We start from the raw sequence: 25,877 nt of genomic DNA, 5'->3' as shown, positions 1-25,877 counted from the left end.
TGCCAGCCCCACGCAGGGGATCAGGCGTTTTCACGATCACGTTCGGGGGTCACGTCGCGGGCTTCTTCGCCTGCGTCATTGGCCGCATTTTCGATTTCCTCGGTGCCGTCACGAACGCCGCGCTTGAACGCGGTGATGCCTTTGCCCACTTCGCCCATAAGACCTGCGATCTTGCCACGGCCAAACAGCACGAGGACAACAACCGCGATAAGCAGAAGGCCCGGCAGGCCAATATTGTTGAGCATTTCAGTCTCCCTTGTCCGGGGCGGCCATGACCCGCCTCCGTGAGTTTGTCTGCCATATACGTATGGATTCTGCGGGCGGGATCAAAGCCCCAATCTGCCTAATGCGGGCAGAAATCAGCCGAAAAATACAGCTGCAGACTGATTTACTTGGAAAAAACGAAACAGCGGTCGCGCCGGATGGTCAACCAAAGAGCCATTCCAGGCTTGGGAAGAAAGACAGCCGGGACGGTTGCCTTGAGAATCTGTTTGTTGAAATCCATGCGGAATTCCACAAGGCTTTCATGTCCCATGAACCTGGCTCGTTCGACCACACCGCGCGCAGGGGCACCATCCAGCGGAGTCGGGTTAGGCCCGCGTCCACCCCTGTCGAAGTCGATCTTCACATGCTGCGGGCGGAAGATAATCTCGACCTGGGTGCCGTCCGGATGGCCAGGGGCAAGGAACTGACCAAAGGCTGTGTCGGTCAGCGCGCCCTCGACAGTGCCAGTGATCACGTTGATATCGGAAAAAAACGCTGCGGCGTCACGGTCGCAAGGGGCGTTGTATATGTTGTAAGGTGCGCCCTGCTGAACGATCCGCCCCCCGCGCATCAGCGCGATCTGGTCGGCCATGCGCATCGCCTCTTCGGGCTCGTGAGTGACCAGAACGACGGCGGTGCCTTCTTCCTTTAGCAGTTCAAGCGTCTCATCGCGGATGCCGTCACGCAGGCGGTTGTCGAGTCCGGAGAAGGGCTCATCCATCAGCATCACACCGGGACGCGGCGCAAGCGCGCGGGCCAGCGCCACGCGCTGCTGCTCACCCCCCGACAGCATATGCGGGGCTTTGTCGGCGTAGCCTTTCAGATCGACACGCGTCAAAAGCTCTTGCACGCGCTTGGATTTTTCGGCCTTGGCGCCAGTCAGGCCAAAGGCAATGTTCTGGCCAACGCTGAGATGCGGGAACAGCGCGAAGTCCTGAAAGATCAGCCCTACGCCACGCGCCTCTGGTGGCAGGTGCAAAGACCCGTCTGCGAGCACTTTTCCATCCACACTGACCGTGCCTGCGCTTTGCCGCTCGATCCCCGCGATCACGCGCAAGGTTGTGGTCTTGCCGCAACCAGAGGGGCCCAGTAGGCACATCACCTCCCCCGGTGCAACCTGGAGCGACACGTCCCGCAACACCGTTCGGCCCGCGAAATCGCAGGTCAGGTTTTGTACGGCCAGTCTGGGGGGCTGCAACACGGGCGGCAATTCCGATCAATTGTCTCAGATTTGCAGCTATCAGCCCCGCAACCATGTTTCAAGCACCCGCCAAACGAGCGTCTTGACGAACTCCCTCTCATGGCGGGGAGGAAACGGGTTCATCTTTTGCTTCAACTTTTTGAGGAATCTACTTGGAATCCAAGTTTTAATCAAATTCATCCACAGGCTTATCCACAGGCGATCAATGACCCAGGAGGTCGTAGATCACGCCCACGATCGACCAGATGAGGCGCTGTGCCGAGGCAAGTTGCAATATCCCTGAATTTCTTACGTTTCGCAGGTATTTTGGTCGAAAAATCCCATATTTGATCAAATTATCTTGCAAAGACACTCAGCACTAGGCCCCAATGTCTCGATTTTGGATCAGATAGTGAATGTAAGTTGGGATTCTGGAATCTTTTCCAAGCCAGATCACGCAGAAATGCCTTTGGAGTCCGTGAATCTGGAATCTATTTTGCATGAAAGTAGGCAGTCCGTACCCGGATACTCCATTGATATCTCATCAGACTCCCGCTGTGGTCAGCTTATTTGAGTCAATTATACACCTACAGGATCGACCGCTGACTGCGCGTCGGTCACACCCACCACTCCAGGTGGTTGTTTTCTCTGGGAAAGACAGCCGTATCATACCCACAAAAGCGGGTTATCTTCTCAGTGAATCAAAGGATTACAGATCGAGTCTGAGTCTTCTCAGGCGCTCAGATCCTCGATTATGTGGTCTCTACAGCGTCGCATTTGTCGCGCCGCCGTCCAAAAGGATGTTCTGACCCACAATAAAGCCCGCGTATTGAGAACACAGGAACGCGCAGGTCGCGCCGAATTCCTCGGCCGTGCCATAGCGTCCGGCTGGAATCGTCGCGGCGCGGCGGTCCATGGCTTCTTCCAACGTCACCCCTGTCTGAGCGGCTACAGTCGTATCCAGCGACACTGCACGGTCCGTGGCGTGAATGCCCGGCAGCAGGTTGTTGATGATCACACCCTTACCTGCAACTTGCCGAGAGGTTCCCGCCACATAGCCTGTTAGCCCGGCGCGGGCCGAATTCGACAGGCCCAAAACCGCAATCGGTGCTTTCACGGATTGTGAGGTGATGTTCACCACCCTGCCCCATCCACGGTCCATCATGCCCGGCAACAGTGCCTTCATCAGCGCGATCGGGGTCAGCATGTTGGCGTCAAGCGCCTTGATGAAATCCTCGCGCTCCCAGTCCTGCCAAGACCCCGGCGGCGGGCCACCTGCGTTTGTCACCAGGATATCGACCTCTCCTGCCGCTTTCAGAACCTCCGCACGGCCCGCATCGGTGGTGATGTCAGCGGGTACGGTCACGACCTCTACCCCATAGGCTTCGCGGATCTCCGCCGCCGTCTGGTTCAGCGCCTCTGCACCGCGCGCATTCATCACCAGATTGACACCGTTGGCCGCCAGCATCGTAGCGCAGCCGCGCCCAAGGCCCTTGGACGAGGCGCAAACCAATGCCCGCTTGCCAGAAATTCCCAGATCCATGACCCTGTTCTCCACTGTTCATGTTTCGTTAACTATTGGCTTACCATGCTGATGCAGGCCCTGCCACCTTCTGTCCGCTTGACGGTTTGGCCAGCTCGCGGCTAACCGGAGCACAAAGGATATTGTTTTATGCCCCGTCGTACCGCTCAGTTCAGCTTCCCAACCTATACCGCCAGCGACCTGATCGTGCATTGGGGCGCCAATGAGGGTGATCCGATTGGCGGGGTGCAGGATGTTGTGGCCGGCGACAGCTATCGTTTGGCCCGCGATGCGCAGTCTCGCGCATTGGCGATCTGGGACGGGCCCAATGGAACCGAAGTGGCGGACGGGTCCGAGGTCGGGCAGCCCGGCGACGCGGTCGTGCTGGAGGTCTGCCACAGCCTAATGGCCCCCGACGGCACCTTCGTCGAGCTGCTGGTCCTGACCCTTTCGGGCGAGGACGAAACCGCGCGCCATTTCCTGCCGCTGGCTCCGATGACCCCGCGTGGCGAGTACGAACTCGTCGCCTCGGAACCCGCATTGGCCGCGCAACGGCTGGCAGATATTGCCAGCGTCAGCTTTATTGCAGGCACGCGGTTGACCATGGCCAACGGGCGTCAGGTTCCGGTTGAGGATCTGCGCGCTGGTGATCGCTTGCTTACCCGCGATCATGGCCCGCAAGAGATCCGCTGGATCGGTCAGCAGGTGCAGCGGGCCACAGGGGCACTTGCCCCGATCCGCATCCGCGAGGGCACGCTCAACGTTGCCAACGACCTGCGGCTCTTTCCCCATCACCGGCTGTTCATCTGGCAGCGCAAAGATGAGCTCGGGACTGGCCGCGCCGAAGTGCTGGTCAAGGCCGCGCATCTGGTCAATGACGATACTGTCGGGCGCGAAGAGGGCGGCTTTATTGAAAGCTATCAGATCCTCTTCGGCGCGCATGAGATCATCTATGCAGAGGGCGTGGCCGTCGAAAGCCTGCTGGTGACGCCCCAGACCCGTGCGGTATTGCCTGAACATGTGGCAACCGAGCAGACCGATGCCGACCGGCATTTGGCCTCTGACATCGAAGTGGACGACAAGGCGCTGAAAGAGGCCGGCGATCCGGCCGAGCGTCTGACCCGCGCCAGCCGCGGCAAACTGGACTGAACACTCCGCACAAGGCAGCGGCAAAGCGACCCTGATATATTGCCCGCGCGTCAAAGCACCCCATATGTTTTATAGAAAAGACAAGGGGGAGCTCATATGTCCAAGTCATTCGTCGTCGCAACGGACATGTCGCCACGCAGTGACCGCGCCATTCGCCGGGCCATCTGGTTGGCTGAACATCATGACGCAAGGCTGATCGTTTGCCACGTGGTGGATGATGCCGCCCCGCCCGAGATCGCCGCAAGCGCCCACGATGCCGCCGTTACCCTGTTGAACCAGTTCACCAAGAGCCTGTCAGACAAGGTTGATATCACAATTCACGCCCAGTACGGCGACCCAACGGCGGATATCCTGGCGCTGGTGGCGCAAAACGACCCCACCCTTCTGATCCTTGGCACGCACAGGCCCCGGCCCTTCCTTGATGCCGTGCGCGAAACCACCGCGCAGCGGCTGGTTCGTTTGACCGCTTGTCCTGTGCTGATGGTTTCTGATCGGGTGGATCACGCCTATGATCATGTGTTGGCCGCAACCGATTTCTCGCCCGCCTCCACCGCGGCCATAACTCTGGCCCTTCATTTGGCGCCTAAGGCGCAGATCACGCCGGTTCACGCATTTCATGTGCCCTATAGCGGGCTGATGACCTATGGCGGCCAGGATATGGATGAGATGACCGCCAGCTTCCGCCTGGAAGCGACCGAAGACGAGGCCCGCTGGCGCGATGAAATCGCCCTGCCCGATGCCTGCGGCCCGACCGTTATTGCGCCGGGCAGCGTCAGCCAGGTTCTGGCCGCACAACTGGCGGCAACGGGCGCCAGCCTGATCACCGCCGGTGCCCATGGCCGGGTCGGTCAGGGTCGCGCCCTGCTTGGCAGCGTGGCCGCTGATCTGCTGCGGCAGCCGCCCTGCGACGTGCTGATCGCACGGCCCGCCTGATCCCCGGATTTCCTTGCCAATTCCCATGGCTGCGCCTATACGCGCGGCCATGCTGGACACGCCCACAAACCGCCCCGAGCTTCCGCCCGAAATCGCCCGCCGCCGGACCTTTGCGATCATCTCGCATCCCGACGCTGGCAAGACGACGCTGACGGAAAAATTCCTCCTTTATGGTGGTGCCATCCAGATGGCCGGACAGGTGCGCGCCAAGGGAGAGGCGCGGCGCACACGGTCGGACTTTATGCAGATGGAAAAGGACAGGGGCATTTCGGTTTCAGCCTCGGCCATGTCCTTTGACTACGGCAAATACCGCTTCAACCTGGTGGACACGCCCGGTCACTCGGACTTTTCCGAGGACACCTATCGGACGCTGACCGCCGTTGACGCCGCGATCATGGTCATCGACGGGGCCAAGGGCGTGGAAAGCCAGACCCAGAAACTCTTCGAGGTCTGCCGTCTTCGCGATCTGCCGATCCTGACGTTCTGTAACAAGATGGACCGCGAAAGCCGTGACGTCTTTGATATCATTGACGAGATTCAGGAAAACCTTGCCATCGACGTAACGCCAGCGAGCTGGCCCATTGGCATGGGGCGCGACTTCCTGGGCTGCTATGACCTGTTGCGTGACCGGCTGGAACTGATGGATCGCGCCGACCGCAACAAGGTGGCGGAATCGATCAAGATCGAAGGTCTGGACGATCCGCTTCTGGAACAGCATATCCCCGCCGATCTGCTGGAGAAGCTGCGTGAAGAGGTGGAAATGGCGCGCGAGCTGCTGCCAGCCCTCGACAGGCAGAGCTTTCTTGAAGGCCATCTGACGCCCATTTGGTTCGGCTCGGCCATCAACAGCTTCGGCGTCAAGGAACTTATGGACGGCATCGCGGGCTATGGTCCCGAACCGCAGGTCCAGTCCGCCACCCCGCGCGAGGTTGCGCCGGAAGAGAAGAAAGTCACCGGCTTCGTTTTCAAGGTGCAGGCCAATATGGACCCCAAGCACCGCGACCGGGTAGCTTTTGTGCGGCTCGCCTCTGGCCATTTCCAGCGCGGCATGAAGATGACCCATGTGCGGTCCAAGAAACCGATGGCAATCTCTAGCCCGGTTCTGTTTCTGGCAAGCGACCGGGAATTGGCGGAGGAAGCATGGGCGGGCGACATCATCGGCATTCCGAACCACGGCCAATTGCGAATCGGGGACGCGCTGACCGAGGGCGAGGCGCTGCGCTTTACCGGCATCCCCTCCTTCGCGCCGGAACTGCTGCAAACCTGCCGCGCGGGTGATCCCCTCAAGGCCAAGCATCTGGACAAGGCGCTGATGCAATTCGCCGAGGAAGGCGCCGCCAAGGTCTTTAAGCCCACCTTCGGCTCGGGCTTTATCGTCGGCGTCGTCGGCGCGTTGCAATTTGAGGTGCTGGCCAGCCGGATCGAGCTGGAATACGGCCTGCCGGTGCGGTTTGAACCCACCCAGTTCACCTCGGCCCGATGGGTGCAGGGGGACCGTCAGGCGGTTGAGAAATTCGCGGCGGCCAACAAGCAGCACATGGCCACCGACAATGACGGTGACCCTGTGTTCCTGACCCGCCTGCAATGGGATATCGACCGCGTGGGCCGCGACTACCCGGATGTGAAGCTGACCGCGACCAAGGAAATGATGGTCTGATACGGGTTTGGAGTAACCGCTAACCCCCTGTTAATCATCTGTTTACTGTTTCCGGCGCATCTTGCTCGAATGTACCGGTATCTAGTGATTTGCGTGGGCCTCGCCGCCTGCGTCACTGCGGGCGGCGAGTTCGCTTCGCCTGTCACAGGGATTACCGGTACATACTCCCGCCAGGTCGTGATCTCGGACCAACCGCATTACGTGCTGTTTGGCCATGTGGTGTCTTTGATGGGCGCCGATGGCCGCCCGGTTTGGGCACTGGTCATCAGTTTTCGGCACAACCAGATGTCTTGGATCCGGGTCAATCAGGCCTGGCAGGATGGCCGCGAAATGCCCTTTCGTCGCCTCGATCGGCGGCTCGGCTGCACCCACGGCCATTGCCGCAATGACGCACTCGGGTTCATCGCCTTGGGCCCTGGCATGATCGAACGTGCCGCGCGTGATGGGCTCGACGCCCATTTGCTCGGCCCCTATGGCCGTATCGACATCCACGCCCCCGCCGCGCTTTTCAACGGCATGGCGGCCTCGCTACAACAGTCGCAACCGCCATAAACCCCGAAAACCACTCGGATTTGACCATTTCCGCGATTTGTTTTATGTGCTTTCGCAGCATCGCGACGCGCGCGATGTCCGAACCGCGGAGCGCGATGTGGCAGAAGCGCTCCATTCACATGACGCGGGCTCATGACCCCGCCAGACTGGACGCATATGACGAAATTCTCTGATCTCAACCTTAATCCCAAGGTTCTCAAGGCTGTGGAAGAGGCGGGTTATACCGAACCCACCCCGATCCAGGCCGGCGCTATCCCCCCTGCCCTCGAAGGCCGCGACGTTCTGGGGATCGCGCAAACTGGCACCGGCAAGACCGCCAGCTTTACATTGCCGATGATCACCGCGCTGGCCCGTGGTCGCGCCCGCGCCCGGATGCCGCGCAGCCTGGTGCTGTGCCCCACGCGCGAACTGGCCGCTCAGGTGGCTGAAAACTTCGACACCTATGCCAAATACGTGAAGCTGACCAAGGCACTGCTGATCGGCGGTGTCAGCTTCAAGGAACAGGACCAGTTGATCGACAAGGGCGTTGACGTGCTGATCGCCACCCCGGGCCGCCTGCTGGACCATTTCGAACGCGGCAAGCTGATCCTGTCGGATGTGAAAGTTATGGTGGTCGATGAGGCCGACCGGATGCTGGATATGGGCTTTATCCCCGATATCGAACGTATTTTCGGCCTGACGCCCTTCACCCGCCAGACACTGTTCTTCTCGGCCACCATGGCGCCGGAGATTGAGCGGATTACCAATACCTTCCTGTCAAACCCCGAACGGATCGAGGTTGCGCGCCAGTCCACGACCTCGGACACGATCACGCAGAAGCTGGTGGAGTTCAAACCCACCCGACGCGACCAGACCGCCAAGCAGAAACGCGAGATGCTGCGTGCCATCATCAATGGTGAGGGCGAGGCCTGCACCAACGCAATCATCTTCTGCAACCGCAAGGTGGATGTGGATATCGTCGCCAAGTCTTTGAAAAAGCATGGCTATAACGCCGAACCCATTCATGGCGACCTGGACCAATCGCACCGGACTCGGACCCTGGACGGGTTCCGCGACGGGTCGATCAAGTTTCTAGTTGCCTCTGATGTTGCGGCTCGTGGACTTGATATTCCGAATGTCAGTCACGTCTTCAACTACGACGTTCCGGGACATGCAGAGGACTATGTTCACCGCATTGGCCGCACTGGCCGTGCCGGACGCAAGGGCACGACCGTCATGATGGCGGTTCCTTCGGATGACAAGCTGCTGGCAGCGATCGAATCTCTGATCGGCCAACCCGTTCCACGCACCGAGGCACCTTGGCAGCCCCAGGACAGCAGCGGCAGCCGCCGCACCGCATCCGATGACGACACTGCACCGAGCGAGGACAAACCAAAGCGCAGCCGCACAAGAACGCGTGGCCGCAAAGCCGATGAAGCGCCCAAGGAACAACCGGTGGAGGATGTTCAGGTCGAAGCCCCCGCGGCCAAGCCAGAACGCGCGGACCCCCGCCGCCGACCGGAACCCCGGCAGAAATCTGGTGGTGGGCGTCGTGGCGGCAATCAGGTGGTCGGCATGGGCGATCATATGCCCGACTTCATTGCGCTGAGCTTTGCCGAACGCCGTGGAGAGGCTGCAAAGCCCTCTGAGGCGCAGGAAACCCCGGATGAGGATCAAGGCGGCGACGAGAACGAAACCGCTGCCTGATACCCCGTTCTTGCCCGAGCCATGCGGCTTTGCGATGCTGTCCTCGACTGAAGGAGGGCAGCACCGATGCCACATATCGAGATCAAGGTTCTGGAAGGTGTCTTCGATGCCGAAGAAAAGGCCCGGATCATCCGTGCGGTGATCAAGGCCTTCGGCGACGCCGCCGGGGGACGGATGTTCGAAAACACCTCGGCCAAGATCCAGGAATACCCAAGTGGCTCCTGGGGCGTGGGTGACAAGATCCTGACCACGGAAGTTGGGCTGTCAATCAAGACCGACAGCCGCTGAGGCATCCTAGTCGATCAACGCGTCCCCCCGTTGACCTGCCCGTTCGTGGTGAATGGGCTTTGAAACGAGTGGTTGTCTTGTTTTGTTGATTTTATAAGACTTGAAGCTCAATGTGTGTGTGGTTACCGTGTGTGGTTAAGCATATGCGGAGGGTTTCATGTCAGGACGTCCGGGGCAGTATTTGGAGAAAAGGCGCAGGCGCTATTATGCTGTCCTAGAGGTGCCGAAAGACCTGCGCAAAACACTCGGGAAGGCCCGTTTCATCCAAAGCCTGAAGACTGACAGTCTAGCCCTTGCAGAGCGCCTCAAGTGGCCCGTCATCAATGCATGGAAACTCCAAATCGAGAGGGCCAGAACCGGAAACGAAAGCACCCTAGCCCTGCTCGAAGAACTTGAACGAAAGTATGAGGGCGGGGAAAGCGGCTACGATCCAGAACATGGTCATTTCAAATTCACTAGCCAAGACCTTCAGTCGGACCACATGGGGCTGATGCTAGAGGCAGAGAATGTTCCAGAGCATGTGCGTCAAGCCGCAGGCGTGGTTCTCTCTGGCAAGAGCCTTCTCGCCAAGCACATTGAGCAATTTGCCAACCGGGGCAATGTTACCGACGAAGCCAAGGCTTCCCGCTTACGGATACTTAAAACCCTTGTCTCTCGCTTCCCATTTGCCGAAGACGTCAGAGTTCAAGACCTTGCCGAATGGGTGGAGGTGGAACTCATTGAAGGGCGAGGACTGGCAAGAGGAACGGTTAGAAACTACGCTGTTCAGTGGCGCAACTATTGGGAATGGCTCCAAACTCGTCACGGCCTGACTTTACAAAATCCATTCTCCAAGGGCCTGTTCTCAGACCTTCAGCAACTAGCGACAGCACCCGTTCAACGGCAAGTCTGGGAGCCGGAAGAATATTGGAACCTGCTTTCTAAACTGGATGAAGACGAACCGTTGCATGCCCTGATCCAAGTCGCTGCTCATACGGGGCTAAGGCGTCAGGCCATATTTTCACTGCGGATAGAAGACGTGCTTGAAGACCGGTTCTTAATCCAGAAGCGCAAGTTTGAGACTACCAGCAGGGAATTCCCCATTCATAGTGCCATACTGCCTCTGGTGGAGCGTCTGAAGGCCGCTAGCGATGGGGAATGGCTGTTCCCGGTCAATGGCGACGACGAACGCTTTGCGCACAACATGGGTGAACGGTTTAGGGTCTACAAAAACGGGCTTGGTTATCCGCCAGAGAAGACCTTTCATTCCTTCCGACATACCGTGGCCACCCAGCTTCACAAGGCCCAAGTCGCTCCGCATGTGGTGGACCTACTTCTGGGATGGAGCGTTAAGGGCGGTAGCACGGGCTTGAGGGTCTACACGAAGGCGGATTTTCCTGCCATGCAACAAGCCATTGAGAAGGTGAAGTATTGACACTTTCTTTTTAGCGAATACGGTTAGTAGACATGTGTTTGCGCGTTTAGAGGAAACGGGGGTAGGGATTTTGGAGCAGTTTATTCCACCAGTTCAATATCTGATAAGCCTCATTGTCTTTGGTACAATTTCCTTTGAGATCAAGCGTTGGTCCAATCAAATGAGTAGGGGTGGCCCGAGGGGGTCAAGCCAAGCCTTTGTGGCTTATGTGATGCTCGCTAGCACTATCACCACGCTCTTCAGTTTAACAATGATCGGTCTCACGTTCTGGTACGGAGGCTGGCAGGTCGCGGTTGGGCTAGCGGTTCTTGGATTTGTCGCAGGTATCGTCATCAGTGGTTTTCTTTCTCCGTTTCTATGGGGCGACTCTTTTGCTATCCGTATAATATGTGCGCTTGCTATTTGGCCTGTGGGATTCTGGGTGATCATGGAGTTTCGGCAGGCGTTCAGTTGACGGCCGAGACCTACACCCGAGTAGATGCAAGGCTCACGGTCGAGGCGCTGCTAGCGAAGGGCAACAAGACAGCGACAGTGCTGAAACGGTTCACCCCCCCCCCTCAAAACCGTATTGTTATAGGGGATTTCTTTGGAGAAGGCTTCTTCAGGTATGTTGCCAGAACAATTCACCGGTGGATGCGCGTGTGGAGCAATCCGATACAGGTCCGAAGGTGTTGCCCGCTACATGGGGAATTGCCATTGCCGTGATTGCCAGCAGGCTACTGGAAGCGCTTATTTTCCAGCAGTCCTGGTGAAACAGGAGGATTTCAAGCTCGAAAAAGGGAAGCCAAAATGGTTCGAGCGCCAAGCTGATCGCGGCCATGCTATGCTTCGTGGCTTCTGCTCTGCATGTGGGTCACCCCTGTTTCTGATCAACAAGGCAAGTGAGGGAGCGATGATCCTGTTTGCGGGTAGTTTGGATGATCCGAGCTGGTACGCGCCAAGCCGTGACATCTTCGTGAAGAGCGCTCAGCCTTGGGATCAAATGGACCCCAATCTCCCGAAGGCAGATGGAATGCCTGCCTGATTGTTCCAATTTAGCTGCTTTTCGGTATCGGTTGTAAGCCGACACTCGCGCATGGCGTAGCATTATTCAAAGTGGGCTCGGAGCCGACTTTCAATTCGATGCAGGGATGGGAAGCTAAAGAGTGCCTTCCGCCCGTGTAGCACCCCTCACAGCGCCTATGGGGGGGGCACTGCAGATGGAAAATCAGAGGGAACCATCAGACGGAAGACACCTCGACGGTAAGGAAGGTGCTGAGATGGTTCAACCCCCCTCAAAACCGGATTGTTATGGGGGATTTCTGAGGAGAAGACTTCTTCAGGTAGGGTCACCCCTCAAGGCCATCTTCCCTGCCCGTATCCTTGTTAGTATGACTGTTTCCCCGGTATCACCCCCCTGACACCACCCCTTGGTTCAGTCACATCCCCTGATCGCCTTGGGATCAGATGCACATGGACATGGAAGATCGTCTGCCCAGCGGCCTCGCCTGAGTTCACACCCACATTGAATCCTACAACCTCTGGGTCATACGACTGGATAGAGTCCTTCTGATCAGACAGCAGCGCATGGATGGCATTCAGTTCTGGTTGATAGAGATCGAAGTAGTCCGCAACATGCCTCTTGGGGATAATCAAGGTATGTAGGTCAGTCACGGGGAAGCCATCTCTGATTGCGTAAGCTAGCTCGTTCTCATCAAGAATCCGCTTGGAACCAATCTCACAGAACAGGCACCCTTCCTCTCGATCTTCGTAGCTGTCCAGAATCCCCCTGAAGTCTGTGTCGTCGTTGTCCCGCTTGTTGGTGTTGCAGGTCATACAGAGGGCTTGCAGGTTGCTTAGGTCATCTGATCCGCCCTTAGCCCTTGGGATGATGTGATCGACATGCAAGGCAATCTGGTCTTCGTGCGCCCCACACAACTCACAACGATACTTCGCCCGCTTCAGGACCTCGTAACGCATGGACCCCGGCACATAGCCGTCTGAGGGCCTCCTGTGGGCGTATAGGGCCTCCCCTCGCTGCTGGATGAAGTCGGACAGCCTTTGGTCGCAAAGGGCCGTCAGGGAGGCTCTCTGGGCGTCTGTCAGGCTGTCTGCATTCAGCCGATAACCAACAATCGACCGCCCTTCCTTGATCAGTTCTACAATGCCATTCTGAGTGAGGACCTTCCCAACCATGTTCTTTGTGCGGATGGCATAATACTCGACCTGCGACCGATCATGTTCCAGAAGTCCCTTGGCGATGTCTTCGACCGTTGCATGGCCACCGTTCTCCAACAAGACTTTCAGCATGGCTGGCTGATACACATGACTCATGCGCATCTGGTTCAGGATGTAGTCTTCAAGCTGGTCACTGGTCATTTGCTGAGTCATGTTGGCATCGTGCAGCACAGCAGACGGGATTTCCACCTCCATGAACCTCGTAGACCTAGATACCTACCTATCCTCAGATGACAGCCCAGAAAACTGTATGATGCTCTCTGACTTGGATGGGTTCATGCACGGGATTGCCTGTTCTCCTGTCCTGATCTCGGCAGATGAATGGGTGCCAGTCGCCCTTGGAGGTGATCCCAATGACGTGCCGTCTTGGGTGCTCAATGCAATCACACAACTCTACGTCAATATCGTCGAAGGGCTTTGTAGTGAGCCACCTGAGGTTGAACCCATCTTCTGGGAGGCCCAAGAAGGCCATGTGATCGCAATGGATTGGTGTGAAGGATTCATGGATGCTGTAGCCCTACGCCCCAAAGAGTGGCTGAGGCTCACCGAGAGCGGCACACATGGGTTTCTGATGACCCCGATCCTTTGCCACTTGATTGATGAAGACGGTAACTCAGTGTTGGGTATCCCGCAGGAGAAGTTGGACGAAAGCCTTGCTCTGGCCGCCGAGGACATCCCCTCTGCTGTGGTGGGCATTCATCAGTTCTGGGAACAAGACACGAAGACAGAGTAACCAAAGCAGTTATTGAGGTTTTCGGCCCCGACCTGCCGTTCAGTCCCTTGCCGATCGCCGCGGAGCAGCTTCACCAGACCGGCCATTCGTCCATCACGCAGCATTTTTGGAAGAAGAAGGTCGGCAGGGCGGACAAACCAGCCGATCGTTGCACGGGAAAAATAGGTGCCGCTTTAGTGCCCAACGACAGCTTTCGATAGCTTGACCAAAGTCAATGAGGCATCTCTTGTCTGAAGTTATTGTGCTTGACTGGCTGTGCGACGCTATGGTGGCGCAGGGCTAGACAAAGAAATGGGATGGAGCACAGGCACCGATGAAAAATTCGACTGGTCTATATCGGCTCGAATTGATTGGCGCCGCCATAATGGTTCCTCTCGGGTCCGTGATGCATTTCGCGTTCGCCTGGACCGGATATTGGACGCCTTTCGCACTAGTAGCGGCGGTAAATGAGTCTATTTGGGAACACCTGAAGCTTGCATTCTGGCCGGGTGTCATGTGGGCGCTCCTCATGCCCCTTCCGCCGCATCTGAGCAGGTTCGTGGTGTTGTCCGCAAAGGGTATAAGTCTGACAATCACTGCGATCCTGATCGTCATGGTTTTCACGTCATACATGGCAATATTGGGGCGTAACTTGCTGGTTATCGACATAGGTACGTTCGTCGTCGCAATTTGCGTTGGCCAGATAGTTTCAGCAATTCTGATGGCGAGAAGCCGCAATCTTGGGGCTTTCATCCTCTGGCCGGGGTTTGCCATCCTGGCGCTTCAGTTGCTCGCCTACAGTCTTTTGACCTACTTTCCACCCGACCATTGGCTATTCATTGAGGCACACTCAGGTCTCAGGGGTATCCCGCCTAGCTAAAGCACCTTGCGAGACTTGAGAGCTCTAACGTGAAAACGACCATACCAAGAATTTCAGTTTCGCACTGCCTAGAAACGAAGGCCGCCAGTTCGCACTTAGGTCCTCGGGCTACTAGCGCCGCTTAGGACGCCTGATTACCACCGGTTGGCCCTGCACTGCCTCGCGCCAACCCATGTAAAGCCCAGACCCCAGGATCAAGGCGATACCGGCCCAGGCCCAGGCATCCGGCCATTCGCCAAACACTACAAAGCCCCAAAAAATAGAAAGTGGCAAAGCAAGGTATTCAAATGGAGCGGCCAGTCCAGCCTCGCACAGCCGGTAGGCCTGTGAAATCAGGAACCCGCCCACCGTCGAAGCCAGGCCTAGGAGAACAAGGAATTTGTAGTCTGTTCTCAGTGGCATGACCCATTCGCGCAGCAGGAAATCCATGGAGGTGCTGTCACCGGGCGCAAATCGCCCATCGCTGAACATGATCCCCATCGCCACGCTCACCACGATAAAGGTTAGCTGGATGTACAATGTCATGGTAAGCGCGCTTTCTGCCATACCAATCTTGCGCGTGAGTGTGTGCAGCGCGGCATAACCAAAGGCCGCCGCTACCGGCAACAGCGCCGCCAACTGAAAACTCTCGGCGCCGGGCTGGATAATCAAGACCACACCGACCAACCCCACTGCGATGGCCGCCCAACGGTGCGCTCCCACTGTTTCCTTCAGAAAAATCACCGCAAATATCGTAATCGCCAGTGGCGAAACGAAAAAGAGCGCCGTTGCCTCGGCAATCGGCAGGGAAGACAGGCCCAGGAAAAAGGCCATATTGGCAAAGACCACGCACATCCCGCGAAGGATATGCAGCCCAAGCCGCTGCGTGTGCAATTGGTGAAAACCGCCCATTAGAGGCATCATCACCGCCAATAGAAAGATCAGCCCGATAGTTGCCCGGATCATCACGATCTGGTGCAGCGCATATTCACCCGACAGGAATTTTATCGTAGCGTCATTGACGGTAAAAAAGAACGACGCGCCCAAGGCCGAGCCGATCCCGATTAGGTTCTGGGTGTTCTTCTCCATGCCGAGCCTCCACCTTCACGAAACTGTGCCCGTGCGCGACGGTCTGTCTTATTCGCGACAAATCCAGTGAGCTATTGGGGAAGTCCCTGTTTAACCAGCGGAACCGAGCCCGCACCCGGGGTTGGGGCTCAGATGCACTATGCTCTAAGGTCTACCTCGGGCTCTCTGCGGACCTCGGAGGCGGCGCAGCATCTGCACGATCTGCCTCACTCGCCCTGGTCAAGGACGGCCCAGACCTGCCGTTTGTTGGTAGCCCCGATGCAGTCCTGCAGTTTCGCATTGCGGCCATTCGTGCGTTTTGCAGCATTTTCGTTACCCGGATGATCGCAGCGCCAGACCTTCCGAAGGTTCGACGTCGCGGTCCGAACAATAACTTCCTGCGCTCTACCGGTCGTTGCAGTGATTGAGATGCTGCACGATGCACAAGCGGTAGGTATGACAGTCAACGCCGCAGCGTCGAGTCGTGGAGTTCAAAGGAAGGTCTGGGTGCAGTCGCGTCCGTCCAGACTCAGGCAAATGCTAGATCGTCCTCGACTATCTCCTCTTCCTCGGAAACATCATCGACGAAATCTGCCTCGTAGCTCAACGCCGCCATCAGTTCGCTACCTTCGTCCACCTCATCCAAGGCCCCGTTCGCAATCGCTTCGTCGTACGTAGCAATCATGTCGTCGGCGTCTTCGAAGCCGCCTTCCGGCGCGTCGATGCGGAATAGCTCCTGCGGAATTTCCAGGCCGTTCCCATCGATCGTGAGCTGATAGAAGATGACGGATTCAACCTGCGTGATGTTGTAGTCCTCATCGTCCCCGAACTGGCTATCGTAGAAATTCACATAATTCTCGAATGTGCCCTCTTCTCCTTCCGGCAGATTTTCCTCGCGCACGAACACCCCGTTCTCGATACCGCCGTTGTCGCCAATCTCGATTCCAAAGCCCACTTTGTCGAAAGTCGGATCATCTTCTGGTTCTTCCGGTTCGTCGGAAACTGCTTTGATGGAACCTTCGGGCGTTGTCGTCGACGTGGCCCGGATACCGAAAACATCAATTTCGTCCAGGCTTTCAATATCCAAACCAACGGTCAGAGTTTCACCGCTGGACACATAAGTGGCCTTATCCGTCCCCTCCGGGCCGAGTCCGGGACGGCTTAGCTGCTCAGCGCTGTCCCACTGCACGTCTTCACCGTCGAGCCGGGCGCCGTTCATGTTAAGCGGTCCACCCAAACTCTCGCTGTCCCCCGAGAAATCATCGTCACCAAAATAAATCGCATTCACATCCATGGCGCCTTCATCGACAGTGATATCTGCCATGAAGTTTCCCGGGTTGTCGGGGTCCTCGTAGACGACGACGGTGTAGGACAGTCCCTCTTCTTGGTAGGTAAAGGTTTTGGGCATGCGATGTTCCTCCGATATTGACCAGCATCTCTGCAATCAAGCCCGCCATGCCAGTCGATATGGCCGTGGTTAGCGCGGCGAACCATATTTTCGCCACAAATCTATCGACTTTTTGCCTTTGTTTGAAATGATTTGCGATTGGAATAGGGAAACACACTGTTTCGGCCTTGGTCTTGCGCCAGCGGCGCGAGAGGACATGTAACATCGATTTTGCCCAGAGGGCCGAATGACCACTTTTCTCAATCTGAAGAAACGCCCGCGCGGGTGCAGCGAATGCACACTTTCCGCCCATGCCCCCCGGATGACCATCATCAACGGTTCCAGGTGATCCACCCCAAAGGGTAAATTGGAAGCCAGAGGGCACAGGGACTTTTCGTACACTAATACCTTCCGGCTCCCTTCCCTTAAGGGGATGATAGTCTATTCATGAATCAGTATATTTTACTTATAGGAACAAGGACATAAGGAAGAGTTAATCATTCTATAAGGGATCATCCTCTATCAGATCGAAGTCTTCTTCCACTTCCATGAACCAGTCTTGAACAGTGCCCTTCTGGGATGAAAGATGGCTACCCGGATAAATAGTTGGCTCAGTCCTATCCAAGCTCTCTGCGTCGAGGGTGGGTGCAGCACCTAACTTGGACAACATCACAGTCTGAAGCATCTTAACCACCTGAGGCTCATCATTCCTTTTACAGATCAGACAATCATGGACAGGGTAGGTCACGACAGGAAGATCCGCGCCAAGTAGTCGATCCATACACTCCAGAACCAACTCACTTTCCCAGTACATGAGTTCCCCGGCCCTGCCCTTAACTTGGTGTAGAAACGGAAAGGCCCTCAAGATGTCCGATGTGTAGTCTGCAACCTTCGCCTTCTTGGGGAGCCCAAACTGTTCCTTCAGAGAGATGACTGTCCCATTCTCATTCTTCTTGTCGCCTTGCGGGAACCGGGTGAGTGCATCGGGTTTTGACAGCATCGTGGACACCAGTCGCTTGGCAAGGCCTCTGAGACGGGGCTCTCTTTGAACGAACTTGATGTCAGAGTAAGGATCAGAAGACAGGGGTTCGGTGTAGCCTGACAGACGGGACGCAAGAAAAAGATATGAGGCTTTGATGTCGATCTCCGCGACAGGTTCCCCATCAACTGTGAAGCTCAGTCTTTCGTCAGCCTTCCGTCCCTGCCATCCTCCATAGACCCGGCCACCACTATCAAGACGACCATCATTGAAAATCCGCTGGCAACGGGTCCACTCGGCTCCATCCGGGGCCTTAAGGGGGTGGGTCTTCATTCCATCAAGGATACGGCGCATCTGGGCCAGCGGGGCCTCAACCTCGTGACCGAACCTTCTCAGGCTGATCCTCTCGCCCTTGGGCTTCTTACCGGATCGTGTGCGGTAATCTGGCTTTGCATCCCTGACTTCGATTGGCGGCACTTGATCATGTTGCTTGAAGCGTAACCAGTCAGGGGCAAGGTTCTTATCAATTTTGTAGATAGCAGCTCGGGCATTGTTCCCGCCAAAACGGGGCCTTCGGACGCAATACATGAGCCCATGCTTCTCGAAGGCATCTTTGACCGGAACAGCAATGTCTCTCCCATATGGACCATGGGCAAGGCCACCACGAGCAGTTGGCCAGCAGATGAAGCCAAAGGAAGAAGTCCGGACTGCGATGAGAACATCCGACAGGCACAGAATGATCTTCTCGCTGCTGGTTTTGCGTTTTGCAGGAAGGATTCCGAGGGTTGCTCCCAGCTCTTCCACGTATTGTAGAGTTTGTTCATCCTTGGGTTCCCAAAGCGGGACAACAAAAGCCTCCCCTTCGTCTACCTGGAAATTTTGGGTACTCAGATTTGTGGAATCTGAGGGAAAGTTCCCATCAGGCATTTTTTACTCCTTTCTGGAAGTAAGATAAATTTTACTTTTTATAATATAATCAGACACTTATGGCCTTTTGCGCAGATAGGGGCGACAAGCGGCGGTGTCAAGGGGCTCAAGGTTTTTTGCTTATTATCAATGACTTAGGATGGAGGGCCATTTGAGCCGGAATCTGCTTGGACATCAGTGGCTTGGCTGTCATTTTGAGTTACATAAATATGAATTGAATCAGTTACTTGAGTGATGGTAAGGTTCCCACAAATACCACCCAGCGCGCTCGGCAATCGCCTTAATTTCCATGTGGGGATGAGCTTTTCCTACGCGGGGATGACGGATTAATCCAACGTGTGGGTTGCTGACGGCAAAAAGGGATTCATCCGAGCAATCTGACAAAAAGTGAGCCATTGCGAATCATTACATTGTTTCATATGTTCATATCATACAATGTAAGGAACTACCAAAATGGCTGAAGGGCGCTTCATTTCATACCTGAGGGTCAGCACCGACAAGCAAGGGAAGTCCGGTCTCGGGCTTGAGGCTCAACGTAAGGCTGTGACTGACTACCTCAATGGTGGCGACTGGGAACTAACCGCCGAACTGGTGGAAGTCGAAAGCGGAAAGAAGGCCAACCGCCCCAAGCTGGAAGAAGCCATTGCTCTCTGTCAGGCATACGACGCCACTCTGCTTGTAGCTAAGTTCGACCGTCTTTCGCGTGATGCACATTTCCTGCTTGGTCTTCAGAAGGCTGGCATCCGTTTCGTCGCGGCTGACAACCCTCAAGCCAATGACCTTACAGTCGGTATTCTGGCCCTTGTGGCTCAGCAGGAGCGAGAAGCCATTTCTCAACGAACAAAGGCAGCACTGGCAGCAGCAAAGGCACGTGGGCAACAGCTGGGGGCATACCACAAGGGCGACAAGACCCTGTTTATTGGTAGGACCGGAACCCCAGAGGATGTAGCCAAGGCCCGAGAGGCTCGTTCCGCCAAGGCAGACATGAAGGCCAGTCGCCTCAAGCTGATCATCGACAGGATTGACCCAGAGCGTTCCCTGTCCCTCTCTGAGCTTGCCAGACGGCTGAACGAGGATCGTATTGCAACACCCTCAGGTAGGGGCAAGTGGCAGGCAGTGACCGTCTCTCGCGTTCTCAGCAGGCTTCACAGCACCACCTAGTAAATGGGACCCTCTCGATTCCCAGGAGGGAAATCCCCCACGGCTGGTATCCCACTTGATCCATAACTGCCAAAAATTGCACTGCTCTAATTGGTTCTGGTCTAGTCGCACTGCTCGCGTTCGAACGCAATTCTCAATACTTCAATCTCCGCAACGGACATATTTTGAGCTTGCTGTTGAAGTTCTTCGGGCAGTTCGCTTATCGCGGCAAGTCTCAATAGCTCCAACCTCTCCATGCGGGCGTCTTCGGGTAGCATCCCCTCGTCAATCGTCTGAAGGTCTAGGTTCAATCTGGACACTTGCGCCCGTATTAACCGGAGTTCCGCTTGATCGTAGTCATCCATGCCCTCTGGGGGCACCGCTCCAAATCGTTCAAAATAATCACTACAAACTGAATTGGTTAGGGCAGAGAACCTGTCTCTAGAATACCAATCTCGGCAGGTTTGAAGCGTTTCAGATCGCGTGGCATTAGCTGCAATCTCAAGGTTACGTTCAGTAACATCTTCCAAAGCCATTAGTTCATTCAGTCGAAGTTGCAGGGGAGCTAGCTCCTCAAGAATTTGGCACCTTGCTGCCTGCAATGCTTCCTCCTCTGCCCTAATTGCTGCCTGCAATGCTCCCTCTTCTGCCTGTTGCTCGGCAAGGCGCGCCACTCGCGGGAGTTCTAATTGCTCGACCTCATCAGCGGTTAGGAAGCCACGACTAGGCATGTAGAACTCATACTCCACGCCAAAGACCTCGGTTAAACACCGTTCAGCTTCCGTCCTTACTTGGGCGGGAACTCTTTCCCACTCGAGTATCTCTTCAGCGAGTCCGCGTGCCGCCTCCGTGTCTCCGCCTTCAAGGGCAGCTGTGCACTCGCGAACCGTCACGAACGACTGGGCAGTTGAAGGGGTTCCGATTGCAATAATTGTTGCGGTCAGCAAGGCTTGGCCGATGCACTTCATGTTTAGCAACCCTCTCCAATCACCACGGCAGTACCCGACGCCACAAGCATAACCATAGTGTTTCCACCAGAACCAATCTGAGTGTAGTCGAGGTCCACCCCCACCACGGCATTGGCACCTACTCTGTGGGCCTCTTTCTTCAGTTCGTACAGGACTGTCTCTCGGGCGTCTCTCATGGTCTTTTGAACCGCCTCTGAACGCCCACCGACAATATTTCGGACACTGGCGAACATGTCCTTGAAAAGGTTCATCCCGTAGGCGCATTCGGCTGTGATGATGGTGATGCGTTCTTGGATGTTGATGTCAGGCTGCATCTCGGTAGTTACGAGGACCTTTCGAACTTGATTGCGCAACTCCGCAGCTGCTTCCACTTCACGATCTCTGCTATCGCTAGTCAGTACAACATCGGGTTTAAGACCTCTCATGCTCTCGGGGTTAATCTGACCCATCAGGTGTCTGGAATGGCATGAGTTGCACCTGTCGTTTGTCAGAGAGTTCCCCACATTCAACTCGACACCACAATCAACACAAACTGCCATCTATGACCCTCCTAAATGCCAAGCAGTGTTCACGGACAGAGATCGATTGGCAAGGGGAAGCAGCTTGGTATAGCTCGGTCGTCAGTCTACCGGGCCTTAGGTCAGTCCTAACTGGTCAGTCTTACTCGGGGGTCCTGCTAGAAATTCGTGGGACCCTCTGGATTCCCCAGCAGGATTCGCCCCCCGTCGGGTATGCCACCTGAGCCATAACTACCAAAATTGAGCGGAGCGTGTGTGGTTACCGTGTGTGGTTGAGCGGTGCATAGACTCAATTTTATCAATATTTATCAGTCGATCAGCGCATCCCCGCGTTTGCCTGCCCGTTCGTGGTGAATGGGCAGCGTGCGCCCATAAAGCTGCCGTGTGCGTTCCGGGGCACCGACCATGCCAGGCTCTTCGACATAAGAGAAGATCGCCACATAGCGCCGCCGCGTGCCCCTCAGCGGCGCAACCCGGTGCAGGGAATAGCGACCCTTGAACAGTTGCAGATCACCGGGTTCCATGTGCAGCACCTTGACCCGATCTGATGTGCCGCTCAGAACGCGCGACACCTCATCGAAATTTTCATCCTTCTCGCGGATCATCGGCGCGTATTCAAAGGCACCGCCAGCTTCGGCGTTCTGGATGGCCAGCGTCACGGTGTAGTTGTTGGTATCGAAATGCCAGGGGAAGCCATTGCCCTCCTCGGCCATATTCACGATCACGTCGGCCAGCGGGTCCGCGTAGCGGAAGAACCGCGTTTCCTGAAGACAATCGCGGATGAAGTCATCAAACCCCGCGCTGTCATGGATCACACGCAGCGGGCCGGTCTTGGGGAAGTTATCTGCCGGTATGAAGGCGTTCGAGCGGTCGAAGAACTGACGCCGAGGGTCGTCTTCCGGCAGGTCGGGATTGTCCGCTGTGAAATAGGCATTGGTGCGGTTGTAGCTTCGGTGGCCCTGATCGGCGACGCTGTCAGCCTCGTCGGTCAGCGCAGCAACTCCTGCCTGCGTAAGGAAGCCCTTGATCACTGCGCAGCCATCCTGCGCCAGATCGGCCCGCACCTTGGCCAAAAGCGCATCGCGTGCGGGGCCGTCCTTATGAATGGGGTAGCGTTCCCGGTCGATCAAGTCATCTGCAAGCCACATGGTCCTCTCCCTTGCTGCTTGAAACAGCAAAGGTCAGGGACCGGGCATCGGTCTAACCGGAAATCGACACGAATTGCGTCGTGTTCAGCCTGCCATCAGCCGTGAAATGATGGTCGTGACCTCTGGCTTTCGCCCGATCTCAGACACGCAGACCTGCCGGACGACGCGTTTCACCTCGTCCTCCAACTTGTCGTCATGCATCACCATCTTGTGGGTCAGACGGGGCAGCATTTCACTCAGCTGATCCTCGATCATGTCGGACAGGCTTTCATTGCCGACCATTTCCGGCAAGCCGCGCAGTTCGACCCAGCAATCCTCCAGCGGCTCGTCTTCCTCGTCGATGATCAGGGCGACGACAACCAGACCGTTCAGCGCCAGTTTCATCCGGTCCCGCACAACGCCATCCAGTGCCCCGATGATCCGCGATCCATCCAGATAGGCGCGTGTCACATCCACATGTTCTACGACGCCGGGCTTGTTGCCCGACAGCTCCACCATGGACCCATTGGGGGCCAAAACTGGGGTAATACCGCCCTCCGCACCAACCCGGCAATGTTCGCGCAGGTGGCGGTGTTCACCGTGGTTGGGCACCAGGATCTGCGGTTTCAGCAGCCCGTGCATACGCTGCAGGTCCGGACGGTTGGCGTGGCCAGAGACGTGGTAGAACCCGCTCTGTTCATCGACGATCTCAACCCCAATCTCAGACAGCGCGTTCTGGATGCGGCCGACCGACACTTCGTTGCCGGGGATCGTTTTGGAGGAAAACAGGAACGTGTCGCCCTCTTTCAGCTCATGGCCCAGATAGCGCCCGCGCGACAGCGCCGCCGAGGCCGCGCGCCGTTCGCCCTGGCTGCCCGTCACGATCAGCATCAGGTTTTCACGCGGTACCTGTGTGGCTTCCTCGGGGCTGATCGTGGCCGGGAAATCCGTCAGAACACCCGCCTTGACCGCGACAGAGACCATGCGCTTCATTGCCCGCCCCATCAGGCAGACAGAGCGGCCAGCGGCTTTGCCAGCCTCGGCCAGCGTCTTCACCCGTGCGATGTTGGAGGCGAAGGTGGTCGCCACAACCATGCCGCGGGCCTCGGCCACCAGCTTGGTGATCGGCTCTGGCAAATCACTTTCGCTACGGCCGGCGTGGCGCGAAAACACATTTGTGGAATCGCAGATCAGGGCCCGCACGCCTGCCTTGCCAATCTCTTCCCACATCTCGGGGTCAAACGGCTCTCCCACGCGCGGGTTGGGGTCGATCTTGAAGTCACCCGAATGCACAACGCGGCCTTCGGGGCTATCGATCACCAAGGCGGATGCTTCAGGGATGGAGTGTGACGTTGGCGCAAAGCCCACGGTAAAGGAGCCCGCCTGCACGGTTTCCGGCCAGACCGGGGCAACCTGCACCATGGTCGGATCCTGCCCTGCCTCTTCCATCTTGCGGGAGGCAATGGCGGCGGTAAAGGGCCGCGCATAGACCGGCACTTTGCGGAAATGGCGGTAGAGATGGCCAAGCGCGCCCACATGGTCTTCATGTGCGTGGGTGATGAAGATACCGTCCAGCCGGTCCGCGCGTTCCGCGATCCAGGCGATGTCGGGCAGGATCAGGTCCACGCCAGGTGTGCCATCCATATCGGGGAAGCTGACGCCCACATCGACGAGGATGAAACGCTCATCCCCCTGCGGCCCATAGCCATAGAGGTAGCAATTCATCCCGATCTCCCCCGCGCCGCCGAGGGGAAGATAGATCAGTCGAGAAGCGGAGGTCATATTTGCCCGTTATCCTTGTTGTATTTGTGGATCACGGTCAGCCCGTGGATCGTCAGGTCGTCTTCGATCAGGTCAAATAGCACATCCCCCTGAGAGAACAATGGCGCAAGCCCGCCAGTGCCGATGATCCGCATGGGTTTCTCGTATTCCGCACAGATCCGTTCACAGATCCCGCGCACAAGCCCAACATAGCCCCAGAAGATACCCGATTGCATACAGGCCACGGTGTTGGTGCCGATTACGGCCTGCGGCTTGGTCACGTCCACATGGGGCAGCGCGGCAGCGGCGTGGTGCAGCGCCTCAAGGCTGAGGTTGACACCGGGTGCGATGACCCCGCCCACATAGGCCCCGTCATTGGCGACAACGTCAAAAGTGGTGGCGGTGCCGAAGTCCACGACAATAAGGTCTCCCCCGTGCCGGTCGAAGGCGGCAGCGGTGTTCACCAGCCTGTCTGGCCCCACCTGTGTACCCGCATCGACGCGCGGCGGGACTGGCAGCAGGCAGTCGGGCTTGCCCACAACCAGTGGACGGCACTCGAAATAGCGGTCGCACAGAACCCGCAGGTTGAACACGACGCGCGGCACGGTGGACGAAATGATGCAATCGGTGATCGTCACGTCCAATTTCTTGTGCGCCATCAAGGTCGACAACCAGACGAAATACTGGTCCGCCGTGCGTTGATGTTCGGTCGTGGTGCGGAAGGTCGCAAGGATCTGCCGGCCGTCCCAGATAGAGAAAACAGTGTTGGTGTTGCCGGTGTCGATGGCCAGAAGCATGGGCGTTCCCCCTCCGTGGTCAGAAAAAGATGTCAGCAGCCGGAATCGCCCGCTGCCCTTTGGGCGTTGTCAGGATCAGGTTACCGGCTTCATCGATGGTCTCAAAGCGGCCAGTGATGCTCTCGGCAGTTGTGCGGGCTGTAATCGTCTCTCCTAGGCGCGCAGCACCCTGCAACCAGGCTGTCCGGATCGGGGCGAACCCGTAGGTGGTGAACTGGGTCTCGTAACGATCATAGGATGCGGCCAGCAGGTCGAGAAACTCTTCTGGGCTGACACGGACACCGGTTTCGGACAGCAAGCTGACCGGCGGCACTGCACCGGGCTCCACCTGATCGGCACCGGGCGCGGCCACCAGGTTCACACCGATCCCGATGATGAGATGCGTGACACCCTGCCCCGCCCCGACGCTCTCCAGCAGGATGCCTGCGACCTTACCGCCGTTCAGCAGCACGTCATTAGGCCATTTGAGCTTGAACGCCTCGACCCGGCCTGTCGCCGCGACAAACGCATCGCGCAGGGCGAGGGCTGCCACGAAACTGCGAAGGGCCACCTTGTCCGGCGCTTCCTTCGGTTGCAGCACCAATGATGCGAAGAAATTGCCCTTGGGCGAGGACCAGGCCCGGCCCCTGCGGCCATGACCTGCTGTCTGCTCGAGCGCCAGAACCCATTCCGGCCCCGCCAGAGAGGGCGCGATCCGTGCGCCCTCTGCCATGGTACTGTCCACGGAGTGCAGAACCCTGCGGCCGACGCCCTCGGGCCAGCCAGACATGTC

At 57.1% G+C, this 25,877-nt stretch carries 25 protein-coding genes; 12 read left to right on the top strand and 13 right to left on the bottom strand.

The features are described 5' to 3' along the window. Positions 1–20: 20 nt before the first annotated feature. From ACROHD_RS04575 to ACROHD_RS04565, 3 genes are all read right to left on the bottom strand, one after another. Positions 21–245, bottom strand: a complete 225-nt coding sequence (locus tag ACROHD_RS04575; RefSeq protein ID WP_432676168.1) for a twin-arginine translocase TatA/TatE family subunit — start codon at positions 243–245, stop codon at positions 21–23. 143 nt (positions 246–388) lie between these two features. Continuing rightward, a complete protein-coding gene (locus tag ACROHD_RS04570) occupies positions 389–1,462 on the bottom strand; it encodes an ABC transporter ATP-binding protein (protein WP_432676167.1) in 1,074 nt (357 codons plus the stop codon). 745 nt (positions 1,463–2,207) lie between these two features. After that, positions 2,208–2,987 (bottom strand): SDR family oxidoreductase, encoded by a 780-nt coding sequence (locus ACROHD_RS04565; RefSeq protein WP_432676166.1) that lies wholly within the window; start codon positions 2,985–2,987, stop codon positions 2,208–2,210. Between the two features lie 129 nt (positions 2,988–3,116). Between ACROHD_RS04565 and ACROHD_RS04560 the strand changes: the two genes are divergently transcribed. The 9 genes from ACROHD_RS04560 to ACROHD_RS04515 all read left to right on the top strand — a co-directional run bounded on the left by ACROHD_RS04560 (position 3,117) and on the right by ACROHD_RS04515 (position 11,669). Beyond that, entirely contained in the window at positions 3,117–4,115 is a 999-nt protein-coding gene (locus tag ACROHD_RS04560) for a Hint domain-containing protein (RefSeq protein WP_432676165.1), read from the top strand. A 96-nt stretch (positions 4,116–4,211) separates the two neighbouring features. Next, positions 4,212–5,048 carry a universal stress protein gene (locus ACROHD_RS04555; RefSeq protein ID WP_432676164.1) on the top strand — a complete coding sequence of 279 codons (837 nt, stop codon included), beginning with the start codon at positions 4,212–4,214 and terminating at the stop codon, positions 5,046–5,048. Between the two features lie 49 nt (positions 5,049–5,097). Next, a complete protein-coding gene (locus ACROHD_RS04550) occupies positions 5,098–6,705 on the top strand; it encodes a peptide chain release factor 3 (protein ID WP_432676233.1) in 1,608 nt (535 codons plus the stop codon). A 69-nt stretch (positions 6,706–6,774) separates the two neighbouring features. After that, positions 6,775–7,257, top strand: coding sequence for a hypothetical protein (locus ACROHD_RS04545; protein ID WP_432676163.1), 483 nt, complete (start codon positions 6,775–6,777; stop codon positions 7,255–7,257). A gap of 156 nt (positions 7,258–7,413) precedes the next feature. Further along, entirely contained in the window at positions 7,414–8,943 is a 1,530-nt protein-coding gene (locus tag ACROHD_RS04540) for a DEAD/DEAH box helicase (RefSeq protein ID WP_432676232.1), read from the top strand. Between the two features lie 66 nt (positions 8,944–9,009). Further along, positions 9,010–9,231: a tautomerase family protein gene (locus ACROHD_RS04535; RefSeq protein ID WP_432676162.1), complete on the top strand. Its 222-nt coding sequence runs from the start codon at positions 9,010–9,012 to the stop codon at positions 9,229–9,231. A gap of 157 nt (positions 9,232–9,388) precedes the next feature. Further along, positions 9,389–10,645 (top strand): tyrosine-type recombinase/integrase, encoded by a 1,257-nt coding sequence (locus ACROHD_RS04530; protein ID WP_432676161.1) that lies wholly within the window; start codon positions 9,389–9,391, stop codon positions 10,643–10,645. A gap of 34 nt (positions 10,646–10,679) precedes the next feature. Beyond that, entirely contained in the window at positions 10,680–11,099 is a 420-nt protein-coding gene (locus ACROHD_RS04525) for a hypothetical protein (RefSeq protein ID WP_432676160.1), read from the top strand. A 153-nt stretch (positions 11,100–11,252) separates the two neighbouring features. Then, positions 11,253–11,669 carry a GFA family protein gene (locus ACROHD_RS04515; protein ID WP_490166573.1) on the top strand — a complete coding sequence of 139 codons (417 nt, stop codon included), beginning with the start codon at positions 11,253–11,255 and terminating at the stop codon, positions 11,667–11,669. A gap of 341 nt (positions 11,670–12,010) precedes the next feature. Here the strand turns inward: ACROHD_RS04515 and ACROHD_RS04510 are convergent, their stop codons facing one another. Next, the gene (locus ACROHD_RS04510) at positions 12,011–13,057 is read right to left on the bottom strand and encodes an HIT domain-containing protein (RefSeq protein WP_432676159.1); all 1,047 of its coding nucleotides are present in this window, start codon (positions 13,055–13,057) and stop codon (positions 12,011–12,013) included. On the opposite strand from ACROHD_RS04510, the gene ACROHD_RS04505 reads away from it, so the two are divergent. Together ACROHD_RS04505 and ACROHD_RS04500 are read left to right on the top strand one after the other, a co-directional pair. Continuing rightward, entirely contained in the window at positions 13,056–13,595 is a 540-nt protein-coding gene (locus ACROHD_RS04505; protein WP_432676158.1) for a YecA/YgfB family protein, read from the top strand. The two genes, ACROHD_RS04510 and ACROHD_RS04505, sit on opposite strands and share 2 nt — an antisense overlap. A 313-nt stretch (positions 13,596–13,908) precedes the next feature. After that, positions 13,909–14,454 (top strand): DUF6512 family protein, encoded by a 546-nt coding sequence (locus tag ACROHD_RS04500; RefSeq protein WP_432676157.1) that lies wholly within the window; start codon positions 13,909–13,911, stop codon positions 14,452–14,454. 111 nt (positions 14,455–14,565) lie between these two features. On the opposite strand, the gene ACROHD_RS04495 is transcribed toward ACROHD_RS04500, so the two are convergent. From ACROHD_RS04495 to ACROHD_RS04485, 3 genes are all read right to left on the bottom strand, one after another. Beyond that, entirely contained in the window at positions 14,566–15,522 is a 957-nt protein-coding gene (locus ACROHD_RS04495) for a DMT family transporter (RefSeq protein ID WP_432676156.1), read from the bottom strand. 508 nt (positions 15,523–16,030) lie between these two features. Then, positions 16,031–16,909, bottom strand: a complete 879-nt coding sequence (locus ACROHD_RS04490; protein WP_432676155.1) for a hypothetical protein — start codon at positions 16,907–16,909, stop codon at positions 16,031–16,033. Between the two features lie 481 nt (positions 16,910–17,390). Beyond that, complete coding sequence (locus ACROHD_RS04485) at positions 17,391–18,794, bottom strand: hypothetical protein (protein WP_432676154.1); 1,404 nt, start codon at positions 18,792–18,794, stop codon at positions 17,391–17,393. A gap of 453 nt (positions 18,795–19,247) precedes the next feature. Here ACROHD_RS04485 and ACROHD_RS04480 point away from each other — a divergent pair, with 453 nt between their 5' ends. Then, entirely contained in the window at positions 19,248–19,955 is a 708-nt protein-coding gene (locus tag ACROHD_RS04480; protein ID WP_432676153.1) for a recombinase family protein, read from the top strand. Positions 19,956–20,056: 101 nt separating this feature from the next. On the opposite strand, the gene ACROHD_RS04475 is transcribed toward ACROHD_RS04480, so the two are convergent. From ACROHD_RS04475 to ACROHD_RS04450, 6 genes are all read right to left on the bottom strand, one after another. Beyond that, positions 20,057–20,902 (bottom strand): hypothetical protein, encoded by an 846-nt coding sequence (locus tag ACROHD_RS04475; protein ID WP_432676152.1) that lies wholly within the window; start codon positions 20,900–20,902, stop codon positions 20,057–20,059. A gap of 2 nt (positions 20,903–20,904) precedes the next feature. Continuing rightward, a complete protein-coding gene (locus ACROHD_RS04470) occupies positions 20,905–21,351 on the bottom strand; it encodes a YbjQ family protein (protein WP_432676151.1) in 447 nt (148 codons plus the stop codon). 377 nt (positions 21,352–21,728) lie between these two features. Further along, positions 21,729–22,568 (bottom strand): HalD/BesD family halogenase, encoded by an 840-nt coding sequence (locus tag ACROHD_RS04465; protein WP_432676150.1) that lies wholly within the window; start codon positions 22,566–22,568, stop codon positions 21,729–21,731. Between the two features lie 84 nt (positions 22,569–22,652). Further along, positions 22,653–24,329: a ribonuclease J gene (locus tag ACROHD_RS04460; protein WP_432676149.1), complete on the bottom strand. Its 1,677-nt coding sequence runs from the start codon at positions 24,327–24,329 to the stop codon at positions 22,653–22,655. Continuing rightward, positions 24,326–25,105, bottom strand: a complete 780-nt coding sequence (locus ACROHD_RS04455) for a type III pantothenate kinase (protein WP_432676148.1) — start codon at positions 25,103–25,105, stop codon at positions 24,326–24,328. The genes ACROHD_RS04460 and ACROHD_RS04455 overlap by 4 nt, the downstream gene beginning before the upstream one ends. Positions 25,106–25,124: 19 nt before the next feature. Beyond that, a complete protein-coding gene (locus ACROHD_RS04450) occupies positions 25,125–25,874 on the bottom strand; it encodes a biotin--[acetyl-CoA-carboxylase] ligase (protein WP_432676147.1) in 750 nt (249 codons plus the stop codon). Between the last annotated feature and the right edge of the window lie 3 nt (positions 25,875–25,877).

Origin of the sequence: Nioella aestuarii, assembly GCF_050896395.1 — a bacterium.
Lineage (GTDB): Bacteria > Pseudomonadota > Alphaproteobacteria > Rhodobacterales > Rhodobacteraceae > Nioella > Nioella aestuarii.
This window is presented reverse-complemented; position numbering and strand designations above follow the sequence as displayed.